15 protein-coding genes are annotated in these 11888 nt (G+C 66.6%); 9 read left to right on the top strand and 6 right to left on the bottom strand.

From position 1 onward, the window contains the following. Nucleotides 1–140: 140 nt before the first annotated feature. Nucleotides 141–1028, bottom strand: a complete 888-nt coding sequence (locus EN780_RS16705; RefSeq protein WP_245493557.1) for a D-alanyl-D-alanine carboxypeptidase family protein — start codon at nucleotides 1026–1028, stop codon at nucleotides 141–143. Nucleotides 1029–1562: 534 nt separating this feature from the next. Here EN780_RS16705 and EN780_RS16695 point away from each other — a divergent pair. From EN780_RS16695 to EN780_RS16680, 4 genes are all read left to right on the top strand, one after another. Continuing rightward, complete coding sequence (locus tag EN780_RS16695) at nucleotides 1563–3479, top strand: methyl-accepting chemotaxis protein (protein ID WP_128274746.1); 1917 nt, start codon at nucleotides 1563–1565, stop codon at nucleotides 3477–3479. A 328-nt stretch (nucleotides 3480–3807) separates the two neighbouring features. Then, nucleotides 3808–4914 carry a hypothetical protein gene (locus tag EN780_RS16690; RefSeq protein WP_128274745.1) on the top strand — a complete coding sequence of 369 codons (1107 nt, stop codon included), beginning with the start codon at nucleotides 3808–3810 and terminating at the stop codon, nucleotides 4912–4914. An 82-nt stretch (nucleotides 4915–4996) separates the two neighbouring features. After that, entirely contained in the window at nucleotides 4997–5617 is a 621-nt protein-coding gene (locus tag EN780_RS16685) for a nucleoside triphosphate hydrolase (RefSeq protein WP_128274744.1), read from the top strand. Nucleotides 5618–5716: 99 nt separating this feature from the next. After that, nucleotides 5717–6037 (top strand): hypothetical protein, encoded by a 321-nt coding sequence (locus tag EN780_RS16680; protein ID WP_127394252.1) that lies wholly within the window; start codon nucleotides 5717–5719, stop codon nucleotides 6035–6037. A gap of 10 nt (nucleotides 6038–6047) precedes the next feature. On the opposite strand, the gene EN780_RS16675 is transcribed toward EN780_RS16680, so the two are convergent. The 3 genes from EN780_RS16675 to EN780_RS16665 form a co-directional block, all read right to left on the bottom strand. Continuing rightward, nucleotides 6048–6752 (bottom strand): glutathione S-transferase N-terminal domain-containing protein, encoded by a 705-nt coding sequence (locus EN780_RS16675; protein ID WP_128274743.1) that lies wholly within the window; start codon nucleotides 6750–6752, stop codon nucleotides 6048–6050. 141 nt (nucleotides 6753–6893) lie between these two features. Next, on the bottom strand, nucleotides 6894–8102 hold the full coding sequence (locus tag EN780_RS16670; RefSeq protein ID WP_127310192.1) for a beta-ketoacyl-[acyl-carrier-protein] synthase family protein: 1209 nt from the start codon (nucleotides 8100–8102) through the stop codon (nucleotides 6894–6896). Nucleotides 8103–8106: 4 nt separating this feature from the next. Continuing rightward, a complete protein-coding gene (locus tag EN780_RS16665; protein WP_006325998.1) occupies nucleotides 8107–8361 on the bottom strand; it encodes an acyl carrier protein in 255 nt (84 codons plus the stop codon). Nucleotides 8362–8570: 209 nt separating this feature from the next. On the opposite strand from EN780_RS16665, the gene EN780_RS16660 reads away from it, so the two are divergent. The 5 genes from EN780_RS16660 to EN780_RS16640 are packed head-to-tail and all read left to right on the top strand — an operon-like array spanning nucleotide 8571 to nucleotide 10934. After that, nucleotides 8571–9407 (top strand): urease accessory protein UreD, encoded by an 837-nt coding sequence (locus EN780_RS16660; RefSeq protein WP_128274742.1) that lies wholly within the window; start codon nucleotides 8571–8573, stop codon nucleotides 9405–9407. Nucleotides 9408–9435: 28 nt separating this feature from the next. Then, nucleotides 9436–9738 (top strand): urease subunit gamma, encoded by a 303-nt coding sequence (locus EN780_RS16655; RefSeq protein WP_095805092.1) that lies wholly within the window; start codon nucleotides 9436–9438, stop codon nucleotides 9736–9738. A 10-nt stretch (nucleotides 9739–9748) separates the two neighbouring features. Further along, nucleotides 9749–10003 (top strand): DUF1272 domain-containing protein, encoded by a 255-nt coding sequence (locus EN780_RS16650; RefSeq protein ID WP_128274741.1) that lies wholly within the window; start codon nucleotides 9749–9751, stop codon nucleotides 10001–10003. A gap of 23 nt (nucleotides 10004–10026) precedes the next feature. Next, nucleotides 10027–10620 carry a HupE/UreJ family protein gene (locus EN780_RS16645; protein WP_128274740.1) on the top strand — a complete coding sequence of 198 codons (594 nt, stop codon included), beginning with the start codon at nucleotides 10027–10029 and terminating at the stop codon, nucleotides 10618–10620. 8 nt (nucleotides 10621–10628) lie between these two features. Continuing rightward, the gene (locus EN780_RS16640; RefSeq protein ID WP_128274739.1) at nucleotides 10629–10934 is read left to right on the top strand and encodes an urease subunit beta; all 306 of its coding nucleotides are present in this window, start codon (nucleotides 10629–10631) and stop codon (nucleotides 10932–10934) included. A 44-nt stretch (nucleotides 10935–10978) separates the two neighbouring features. Here EN780_RS16640 and EN780_RS16635 read toward each other — a convergent pair whose 3' ends face one another. After that, nucleotides 10979–11470 (bottom strand): hypothetical protein, encoded by a 492-nt coding sequence (locus EN780_RS16635; protein WP_128274738.1) that lies wholly within the window; start codon nucleotides 11468–11470, stop codon nucleotides 10979–10981. A 129-nt stretch (nucleotides 11471–11599) separates the two neighbouring features. Then, the coding region (locus EN780_RS16630; protein WP_128274737.1) for a hypothetical protein at nucleotides 11600–11888 on the bottom strand (289 nt) is incomplete at its 5' end.

The following is an 11888-nucleotide window of genomic DNA, read 5'->3' as shown; positions in this document are numbered from 1 at the left end:
ATCAGCCACCGCATCAAGAAATGCGCCTGGAACGACGACTATCTCATCCAGGCGCTAACCCATATGCGATAGCCCTGCCCTCGTGGGGGAGATGGCCGGCAGACCAGAGGGGGGCGCCTCGGGCCGGCGTTGCAAAGCTTCTACGGTTCCGGCAACCCCGGAAGCGCCGACCCCGTCGGCTGCTGCCCCGCGTACATCAGCCGCGTTTTCGCCTCCGCCGCCATCGGCGAAAGGCTGCGCTGGATCAGCGCCTCGACATGGTCGTTGCGCTGGCGCGCGCTCTCGGCGCCCATCACCACCACGATCAGCTGGCGGCCGTCGGCATTGTAGGAAGTGACGATGTTGTAGCCGGAGGCCCTGATATAGCCGGTCTTGATGCCGTCGACGCCGCGCACCCGGCCGAGCATGTCGTTGTGGCCGCGCACCAGCCGGCCGCGGAACATGAAGTCGCTCTCGGAGAAATAGTGGAAATGCTGCGGGAAGCGGTGCTCGAGCGCCATGCCCAGCACCGCCATGTCGCGCGCCGTCGTCATCTGGCTGTCGTCAGGCAAGCCGGACGCGTTGCGGAAGCTGGTGCTGGTCATGCCGAGGCTTCGCGCCTTGGCGGTCATCATGGCGGCGAACTGGTCTTGCGAGCCGCCGAGATATTCGCCGACCGCCACCGCCACGTCGTTGGCCGACTTGACCACGATCGCCCGGATGGCGGAATCGACGTCGATCGTCTCGCCGCGCCGGAAGCGCAGCTTGGTCGGCGGCTGCCGGGCGGCATTGTCCGAAACCGGGATCTGCGTCTCCTTGGCTATGCGGCCGCTCTCCAGCGCCTCGAACAGGAGATAGAGCGTCATCATCTTGGTCAGCGAGGCCGGATAGCGCTGTGCCGTCGAATTGACCTCGAACAGCTGCTTGCCGCTGCGGGCATCGACGACGATCGCCGCATAGCGCTGCGGCTGCGCCGGCACCGCCAATACACTGTCGGGCGGCGCGACGGTGGTGCACCCGGCGACCATCGCCAGCAGCGCGAACGCCATCATCATTTTCTGGAGGAGCGGGAAAGTGTCGGACAGGCGCAAGTCGGATCCGGCTGTTGCTGAGAGGGCCGGACCCTAGCCTAAGCCGATTGCTGCGTCCAACTGGTTAACGGGGGTATCAAGGTGTCTCAACAGCTTAGGCGGGCGACAGGCTCTGAACGACATCAACGCCGGCGCTGCCCCTCACCTGCCTGCCGGCACCCTCTCCCCGTATAGTGACGGGGCGAGGGGCGCTCTCATCGCCGCTTTCGCCAATCACCAACGTTGCAAGAAAGGCGCCAACGCTGCGGCCAGCCCCATTTCTCCCCGTCACTATACGGGGAGAAATGCCCGGCAGGGCAATGAGGGGCGGCGCCGACTTCGGCAAATTGGCGATTCCTGCGCGAGCGGCGCCATACCTTGCAGCTCGTCGCTATCGCTTCGTCGGGCGACACCTCCCACACCCTACCGCCCCGAAAACGCCCGTTTCCTGGCCTGTTTTCCCGGCGGGGCCGCGCTGCTACCATGCGTGCGGCATTGGTTTGGGGGATCGACATGACAGGTGACATCGGCGCGGCCGCGCCTTCTCTTATCCGGGCATCGCTCAGCCGCACCGGCAAATGGGCGGGCAGCGTCGCGTTCGTCAGCGGCGCGGTATCGGACGTGCTCAACCCGCTGGGGCCGTTCGCCGCCTATATCGCACTGGTTGCCGCGATCGCCGCCGCGATCATCGCCGTCGCCATCGTGCTCAGGCTGGTGCTGGCGACCAAAGCGATGCCGGCGCTGATCTTCGCCACCAGTGCGGCGGCGATCGCCGGCGGCGTCTACGCCGTCCAGCAGGAGACGAATTCGCAAAACGGCATCATCGCCACCCTCGTGCCGGCGGTGGCCGGATTGCAGCAGTCGCTGGGCATCGTCTCCGAAAAGGTCGCCAAGATCGAAAAGACCGTCACCGAGACGCAAAAGACGGTCGAGGCGGTCAAGCAGTCGACCGACACCGTTGCGCAGAAGGCCGAGGAGATTGCCGCCGCCGAGAAACAGCAGACCGAGCAGGGCGCCGAGACCCAGAAGACGGTCGAGGCGGTCAAGCAGTCGACCGACACCGTTGCGCAGAAGGCCGAGGAGATTGCCTCGGCCCAGAAACAGCAGACCGAACAAGGCACGCAGACGCAGAAAGCCGTCGAGGCGGTCAAGCAGACCACCGACACGCTGGCCGCCGGCCAGCAGCAGGCGGCCGCGCAGGCCGACAAGCTGCAGGCGACGACCGAGCAGATCGCAGCTTCCATCGACACCATCGCCAAGGGCTTTGCCGCGCTTGCCGCGCAGGGCGGCGCGATCGCCGACCCCAAGCGGCCCGACGAGTACTACCACAATGCCCGCGTCTACGAATTGTCGGGCGACATGCTGAACGCCAGGCGATCCTATCTCGCCTTCGCCAACTTCGATGTCGACGCCGTCGATCCCTACACGCGCTTCGCCACGCTGCTCCGGGTCCAGGACGGCAAGGCCGGCGCCCGCGAGGTGTTCGGCCAGCTTGCCGACAAGGCCAAGGCGCCGGCGATCAAGCTCGTCCATCTCGAACAGTTCGACGATGCCCAGCGCCTCGACAAGCTCAACGCCTTCATCGCGGCCCATCCCGACTACGCCCCGGCCTATTTCCTGTTGGCGCAGGAGTTTTCCGAGGATCGGCTCGGCAGCCAGTCGCTGTCCGACAAGCGCAGCGAGGCCGAGGCGCTGACCAAATTCGTCTCCTACGAGAAGGAAGGCGGGCTGCTCAAATATTTCGTCGACCAGACCCAATTGGCCGACTGGCTGGAGCGCAGCCGCAGCCGGCTGGCCGCGGTCGGCGACGTGCTCGACCCGCAGCGCTTCGCCCCGACGCTGACCCCGATGCGCTCCAATGCCGGCTGGACGATCACCATCTCGCTGCCCGAGGCGGCGACCGGCATCTCCTGGCGACTCGGCGAGAGCGGCCCGTTCACCGACACTGGCCTGATGGCGATGAACGACCAGCGGACCGGCAAGCCGATGCCCAATCCGAGCTTCGAACTGCCGGACAGCACCGCCGCCACCACGATCGGCATCAAATATCTCGACATCAGGGGCCGCGAGACCGGGCCGTTCGACATCCGCTTCGATCCGGACTCGGCGCTGCAGCAAGGCGACAAGCAGATCCTCGACCAGTTCTGGACCTCGTGGATCGCCTTCGATTCCGGCGGCAACCACGGCCTGGTCTATTTCACCCAGATGCTGTCCTACCGCTGCGCCATCAAGGATGTTCACTACGGCCTGGACGGCGCCGCGCCCGACAAGGAGATCAAGATGCCGCCCTGCGACAAGAAGGATCCCTACGCCATCCCCTACGACTACCAGCCCTATTTCAAGGTCGCCGACAGCGTGAAGTCGATGTCGGTGCAGGTGACCTATACGGACGGCACCAAGTCGCCGGTCAGGGAGTATAAAAGGCAATAGGGGCGGCCCGTTTGTAGCGCCTCAACCTCCCGCACCACTTTCTAACGTTGGCGCTGCCCCTCACCTGCCTGCCGGCATCCTCTCCCCGTATAGTGACGGGGAGAGGGGGCGCTCTCATCGGCCCTTTCGCCAATCAGCAACGCTGCAGGAGGGCGCCGCCGCTGCGGCCAGCCCCTTTCTCCCCGTCACTATACGGGGGAGAAATGCCCGGCAGGGCAATGAGGGGCGGCGCCGACTTCCCGTCTGATGCAAAATGCTTTTCGCAGCGCTTGCGCATCGGGCATCGCGCGGGCTTTGCTGGCGCCAAAGATTCGCGAGGGTGACAGGCATGGATACGGTCACGATCAAGGCAAGGGGCATCTCGGTCTCGCTCGACCTTGCGGTCGGCCACATCGCCGATATGACGGTCGAGGCCGACGGCCGCCGCCTGCAGCCGCTGCATCGCGCGCCCTGGGTCGGCGCGCCGCGCGAGAGCCTGCCGCAGGACCTGCCCGAGGGCACGGTGCGTCTCTCCGGCGATTTCCTCTGCGCGCCGTTTTCGCGCGCCGATGTCGAGGAGGCGCCGCTGCATGGCTGGCCGGCCAACAGCGCCTGGGACCTGGTCGAGGACAGCGCCATCGCCGACGGCTGGCGCGCCAGCTTCCGGCTGCGCCGCAAGGTCATGGGTGCCAGCGTCGACAAGGTGCTGACGCTGCGCGACAACCACCCCTTCCTCTATCAGGAGCATGTCTTTTCCGGCGGCGCCGGCGCCATTTCCGTCGCCCACCATCCAATGACGGTAATGCAGGGCGGCGGCGCTCTCGCCTTCTCGCCGAAGCGCTACGCGGCGACGCCGGCCGACCCGCTGGAGCCCGATCCTTCGCGCGGCCGTTTCCTGCTTGCCTACCCCGCCCGCTCGGCCGATCTGACCCGGTTTCCCACCGCCGCCGGCGGCACGACAAACCTTGCCGACTACCGCATGGAGGACCGGCGGGAGGATTTCCTGACGCTGGTCGAGGCCGATCATGGCGGGCCGGGCTGGACCGCGCTCGCCCGCCATGCCGAGCGGGACCTGGTGCTGGTGCTGAAGAACCCGGCCGAACTGCCCGTCACCATGCTGTGGTTCAGCAATGGCGGCCGCGACTACGCGCCGTGGAGCGGCCGCCACCTCGGCGTGCTCGGCATCGAGGACGGCCGCGCCGCGGTCGGCCATGCCGCCTCGCTCGGCGACAACTGGCTGAAGCGCGAAGGCGTCGCCACCGCCTTTGCGCTTGCCGAAGGCCGCAGCGTCTCCTTCCGCCATGTCATCGGCGCCGTGCCTTTCGCCGGCGGCGAGCCGCCGCGCGACATCGAGGCCGCGCGCGACCGCATGCGCATAACCGGCGCCGACGGCATGGTTCGGGAGATCGCTTTCGACGGCGATTTCCTGCGCCTCGGCCGGTCCGTTCCGGCCTGAGCGACAGGCATCCCGCGCGGGTTTGAAATTTCCGCCGACTGCCGCCAAGATGCGGCCCAAAATCGCTACCGGAAAGGCGCCGATGTCCGAGATCGCCCATATCACAGCCGCCATCTTCAAGCGCGCCGGCAAGGCCAAGCGCTTCGTCGTCGCCATCGCCGGCCCGCCCGGCGCCGGCAAGTCGACGCTGTCCGGCAGACTGCATGAACTGCTGCCGGAAGGCGCTTCCGAAGTGGTGCCGATGGACGGCTTCCACTTTGACGACATCGTGCTCAACCGCCGCGGTCTGCGCGCGCGCAAGGGCGCGCCGGAAACCTTCGATTTCGCCGGCTTCGAGACGCTGCTGAAGCGCATCCGCTCGGGCGAGCCCGACATTGCCATTCCGGTGTTCGACCGCAGCATGGAACTGTCGCGCGCCGCGGCCGAGATCATCGGCGCCGACACCAAGTTCATCCTGGTCGAGGGCAACTATCTGCTGCTCGACGAGGAGCCGTGGTCGCGGCTGGCGCCTCTGTTCGATTTTACCATCTTCGTCGACGTGCCGCGGGGCGAGCTCGAGCGCCGCCTGATGGAGCGCTGGCGCGGCCATGGCCGCTCCGACGAGGACGCCCGCGCCTGGATCGCCTCCAACGACATGCCCAACATAGATCGCGTGCTGGCGCGGCGGCGGGTCGCCGATCTCGTCATCGGCGAACCGGGCTAAGGCGAACTCGTTCAATTTGCAGCAATTTCCGAGCGGAACCTTAAGACTTTCCGGTCGTTATGCCGACATCCTGATTGTGTCGTTTGAAGGACTCGTCCGATGGCTACCAGCACAAGAAAACCCGTCAAGGGCAAGGCAGCTCCGCGCAAGGCCACCCAAGCGAAAAACGGCGCCGGCCCGGCAATAGCCGAGCGCTCGAAGGACGCCAAGCCAGCCTTCGGCAAGGCGGCGCCCAAGAAGGTGGTGCCGGGCGCGGTGCACAAGGCCGCCGTGAAGGCGCCGAAGTCGCACAAGCCGGCGGCAGCCAAGTCGGGCCCGATCCGCACCGTGGCAAGCATTGCAACGGGCGCGGTGGCCGCCACAGCGCGGCTCGCGGCTTCGGTGATTGGCAGAGGCGGCGCGAAAGCTAAGGCGAAGTAGGGTCGGCCTTTCAGCCCCTGGCGGGGATGGTGAGGCCTCTCTGCACCGCCGGCCGCGCCAGTCCGCGCTCCAGCCATGCCGCCACGAGCGGAAAATCGTCGAAGCCGACGAGTTCGCGCGCCTCGTAGAAGCCGATCAAATTGCGCACCCAGCCGAGCATCGAGATGTCGGCGATGGTGTAGTCGTCATCCATGATCCAGCTGCGGCCCTTGAGCCTGGTTTCGAGCACGCCGATCAACCGCCGCGACTCGTCGCGATAGCGCTCCAGCGGCCGCTTGTCGGCGATCTCGCGCCCGGCGAATTTGTTGAAAAAGCCGACCTGGCCGAAGATCGGCCCGATCGCGGCCATCTGGAAGAACACCCACTGGATCGTCTCGTAGCGACGGATCGGATCGGCGGGGATCAGCTTGCCGGTCTTGTCAGTGAGATAAAGCAGGATGGCGCCGGATTCGAACAGGCCGATCGGCTTGCCGCCGGGGCCGTTCGGATCGATGATCGCCGGGATCTTGCCATTGGGGTTGAGCGACAGGAATTCCGGCGTCCAGCTTTCGTTCTTGCCGATGTTGACCGCATGCGGCTCGTAGGCAAGACCAAGCTCCTCCAGCGTGATCGACACCTTCACCCCGTTCGGCGTCGGGAAGGAATAGAGCTGGATGCGATCGGGATGGGCGGCCGGCCAGCGCGTGGCGATCGGAAAGGCGGACAGGTCGGTCATCGAAGGCTCCTGGGCGGGGAATGGGGCCGGACGGCGGTCGTGGCGGGTCGCCATGAGTTAGGCGCGCGGCCCGCCGCGATCAATATGCAAGCGAGGGTTCCGGACCGTCGATGGAAATGACCCTGGCGGAAATAGAGGCCGTCAGACCGCCTTGAAGGCCAGCACCGCATTGGTGCCGCCAAAGGCGAAACCGTTGCTGATCGCGGCGCGCACCGTGCGTTCGCGCGCGACATTGGGCGTCACGTCGAGATCGCAATCCGGGTCGGCCTCGCGGAAGTTCGCCGTCGGCGGCACGATGCCGTCGCGGATCGCCATCACGCAGGCGATCATCTCCAGCCCGCCCGAGGCGCCGAGGCAGTGCGCGTGCATCGACTTGGTCGAGGATATGGAAAGCGCGCGCGCGTGCTCGCCGAAGACGCGCTTGATTGCCGCCGTCTCGATCTGGTCGTTGGCCTTGGTGCCGGTGCCGTGCGCGTTGAGATAGTCGATGTCCTCGGGATTGAGCCCGGCGTCGGCGAGGCAGAAGCGCATCGCCGCTTCCGGACCCTCGACGGTGGGCGCGACGATGTCGGAGGCGTCGGCGGAGAGGCCGGCGCCGGCGACCTCGGCGAGGATTGTGGCGCCGCGCGCCATGGCGTGGTCATAGCTTTCCAGCACGGCCATGCCGGCGCCTTCGCCGAGCACCAGGCCCTGGCGGTCGGCCGAGAACGGCCGGCAGGTTTCGGGCGACAGCACGCGCAGCGCCTCCCAGCCCTTCAGCACGCCCCAGACCAGCGGCGCGTCGGTGCCGCCGGCGACCATGACGTCGGCGCGGCCGAGCCGGATCTGGTCGACAGCCGTGGCGATCGCGTGGTTGGCCGACGAGCAGGCCGAGGTGACGCCGAAGACCGGCCCGCGCAGCCCAAGATTCATGCTGACCTGGCCCGAGGCGGCGCCCGGCATCACCTTCGGTACGGTGAAGATGCCGGCACGGTTCTTCTTGTCGATCAGGATGGCGCGGTAGTTTTCCTCGATCGCCTCGAAGCCGCAGACGCCGACGCCGACGATCGTGCCCATCCGGTAGGTATTGTCCGCATGCGTCGCCAGTCCGGACTGCTGCATGGCTTCGCGTGCCGCGATCACCGCCAGCAGGCTGAAGCGATCCATCGACACCAGCTGCTTGCGGTCGATGCCGTGCTCGGGCAACTCCTTGATCTCGCAGCCTATCTTGACCTTCAGATCGTGCAGCAGCGGATTGTCGATCGGGCCGATCGCCGAGCGGCCGGCGCGCATTTCGCTCCAGATGGCGGTGGCATCAGTGCCAAGCCCGCAGAGTCCGCCGATGCCGGTAATGACGACGCGTTTCAGCATGCGGTCAGGCTTTTTTCGCGATCAGCGCGCGAACCGCCTCGACCATGTCGCCGACATTCTTCAGATTGCTCCAGGCATCGACCGTGTTCATCTCGATCTCGATGCCATACTCTTCCTCGAGATCGAAGATGATCTCGGTCAGTTCCAGTGAATGGATGCCCAGCGCGGTCAATTCGGTGTTGGTGGTGATCTCTTCGCCGCCGGGCTCGGCATGAGCCTTGATCTTCGCGATGATGTCCGTCGCCAGCTGATCAGCCATTCGGTCTCTTCCCCACTCTGTCGTTTCCCGACGCCAATCGATCAGCGCCCCTTTTATCCCCGGATTCGCATCGTCGTCGTCGCTTCATGCTCCGTCAGACGTTGCATGACCGTTCCAAGGTGGCTCCCTCTATAGAAACCGAAACGCTGTCAAGCAACAAGCTATATATCGACAAAGCCGCCGGAGTGCTTAACGTTGGCGGCATGGACATGATGGCAACTCTCTCGACTTCAGCGCCGACTGCACAGCGTGTTGCCGGGCGAGCCAGGCTTTTCTGCGGCAGGAAGGACGGCCGCACGCGGCTCGAGCGTCTTTACCAGGACGGCTCGGCCAAGATCCGCATGCCGGCCGTCTCGGTCGACCCGCTGGAAGCCGTGCTGATCAACACCGCCGGCGGCCTGACCGGTGGCGACCGCCTTGCCTGGCAGGTCGACGTCGGCGCCGGTGCCTCTGCCTCGATCACCACCCAGGCCTGCGAGAAGGTCTATCGAGCTGCCTCCGACCGTGCCGAAATGCGGGTCGAGCTGAATGTCGGCGCAGGCGGCAGCCTCGCCTGGCTGCCGCAGGAAACCATCGTCTTCGACCGCGCGGCTTTCGCCCGCAGCCTCGACGTCGAGCTTGCCGCCGGCGCCGAGGCGCTGTTGCTGGAGCCCACCGTGTTCGGCCGCCTGGCCATGGGCGAAAGGACGACGGAAGGCAGCTTCCATGACCGCTGGCGTGTCCGCCAGGAGGGCGCTCTCGTCCACGCCGAGGATTTCCGCATAGGGCCGGACATAGCGGCTGCGCTCGGCCGCCCGGCCGTCGCCGGCGGCGCCGCCGCGGTCGCGACACTGCTGATGGTCTCGCCGCGGGCGGAGGCCTTTCTCGATCCGGCGCGCGCCATCATCGGCGATGCGGGCGGCGCCAGCGTCTGGACCGTCAACCAATCTGGCAAGCTTCTTGCGAGGCTGTTCGCCGAGGACGGCTACCGGCTCCGCAAGCGGCTGGTTCCGCTTGTCGAATTGCTCAACGGACGGGCCGGCCTGCCCAAATTATGGTCACTCTGAAGCTGAATACGCCAATCCGGGAAGACGCATGAACCTGACGCCGAGGGAAAAGGACAAGCTGCTCATCGCCATGGCGGCGATCGTGGCGCGCAAGCGGCTGGAGCGCGGCGTCAAGCTCAACCACCCGGAGGCGATCGCTTTAATCACCGACTTCGTCGTCGAAGGGGCCCGCGACGGCCGCCCGGTCGCCGAGCTGATGGAGGCCGGCGCCCATGTCGTCACCCGCGCGCAGGTGATGGATGGCATCGCCGAGATGATCCACGACGTGCAGGTGGAGGCGACGTTTCCCGACGGCACCAAGCTGGTGACCGTGCACGAGCCGATACGCTGAGGAGGAAAAGATGCTGGAGCTGCGCCCGAACTGCGAATGCTGCGACAAGGACCTGCCGCCGGAGGGGACGGATGTATTGATCTGCACCTTCGAATGCACCTTCTGCGCCGATTGCGCTGGAAACGTGCTCGGCGGCGTCTGCCCGAACTGCGGCGGCAATTTTACGGCGCGGCCGATCCGGCCGGCGGCCATGCTGAAGAAATACCCGGCTTCCATCAAACGCGTGCTCAAGGCCGAGGGCTGCGGCCCCCGCGTGGCCGCCTGACCGTCCAAAAAGAAGGCATAGTAATGATCTCAGCTTCGACGAAACGCACCACGCTGGCCGCCATGCTACTGCTGGCAGCGGCGATGCCCGCCTATGCCCATGTCGGCGTCGGCACGACCTCGTCCTTCACTGCCGGCTCCATGCATCCGCTGTCCGGCCTCGACCACATGACCGCGATGGTCGCGGTCGGGCGCTGGGCGGCGCTCAAGGGCGGCAAGGCGATATGGGCATGGCCGCTGGCCTTCGTCGGCGTCATGCTGGCTGGCGGCGCGCTCGGCATGCTGCAGGTGCCGGTACCGTTCGTCGAGCCGGGCATTCTTGCCTCTGTCGTGGCGCTTGGCCTGCTGGTGGCACTTGCGGTTGACCTGCCTGTTTCGGCCGGTGTCGCCATCATCGGCCTGTTCGCGCTGTTCCATGGCCACGCCCATGGCACTGAAGTTCCCGAAAACGCTGGCGGACTGGAATACATGGCGGGCTTTGCCGGCGCTACCGCGCTGCTCCACGCCACCGGCATTGCCGCCGCGCGTGGGCTTGGCATGCGCTTCCGCGGCCTTGCCCGCGCCGCCGGTGCCGCTTGCGCGGCCGTCGGCGTCGGCCTCGTCTTCGGCGTGCTGTGAGGCTGGCAATGATCCCCGGCGAAGTCATCACCACCAAAGGCGATATCGAGCTCAACAAGGGCCTGCCGACGCTGACGCTGAAAGTCGCCAACAGCGGCGATCGGCCGATCCAGGTCGGCAGCCACTATCATTTCTTCGAGACCAATGAAGGGTTGAAATTCGACCGCGAGGCCGCCAGGGGCATGCGCCTCGATATCGCCGCCGGCACGGCGATCCGCTTCGAGCCGGGGCAGGAGCGCGACGTCACGCTGGTGCCGCTCGGGGGAAAACGCGAAGTCTACGGTTTTCAGCAGAAGGTGATGGGCAAGCTGTGAGGCCGTTGGCGCCTGGAGCTGTCGGTCCATTCCGCGCGTCCGGCTCAGCCTGGCGGCTTGGCTGCCGCATAGATAACGACTTTCCCCGGATCGTCGAACGCGACGGCGACGACGTCCTCTGCCTGCACGCGCCGCGAATCGATGGCGTTGAACAGCAGCGCGTTGGCTTCGATCTCCTTGCGCAGCTCCGCGATGTCGTCCCGGTGCTGCTCGATCTTGCTCTCGATCGCCGGCGGCGGTCCGCCTTCGCTGCGTGCGGCGTCGGTGAGGAACACGATGTCGACCTTGTCGAGCTTGGAGGTCTTGCGCACCGCGCCGATGTTCTCGCGCGTCCGGTCGATCGCGCTGGCGACCTTGCCTGCCTGGGCGGTGGTCTTGGTCTCTTCCTGCTCGACGTCGGAGCCGACGATGCGGTCGACCGTCTCCTTGTTTTCGAGCCCTTGCGCGTTCAGTCCGGCAAGCGGCGCGGCCGCCAGCAGCAGCGCCACGGCGGCTGCGCTTTTCAGCCTCGTAACGGAGAAGGGGTTGATCGCCATGGCTCGCTCCTGAGGGGGGTCGCTTCCGGACGCGGTGCAGCGCGACAGGGACGAAACGGCTTCCGTCCGGCGATGGTTCCCTCTTCGGCGCCGTGGGCGGACCGGGTGCCGGTCCGCCGCGGCCGGTCGTCAGCTCGCCTTCTTGGTGATCAGGGTCAGCGCGCCGCCGGTGTTCATGCTGGCAGCGACCACTTGCGCCGAGGTGAGCCCCTTGGCTTCCAGCGCCGACTTCACCTTGGGCGTCGCGTCGATAGAGCTGCGCAGTTTCTGCAGCCCGGCCTCGCCGCGCTCGGCGATCACCTGGTTGACCTGCGTCTGGGTGTCCTTGGGCAGCTCGGTGATGTCGACGATGTTGACGCTCTGGATCGTCGGCACGGCCGGCTGCGCGCCGGGCGCCGCGGGAGCGGTCGGCGCGGGC

Origin of the sequence: Mesorhizobium sp. M4B.F.Ca.ET.089.01.1.1, assembly GCF_004022605.1 — a bacterium.
GTDB lineage: Bacteria > Pseudomonadota > Alphaproteobacteria > Rhizobiales > Rhizobiaceae > Mesorhizobium > Mesorhizobium abyssinicae.
Note: the sequence above shows the minus strand (reverse complement) of the source record. Positions and strands in the feature narration are given on the sequence as shown.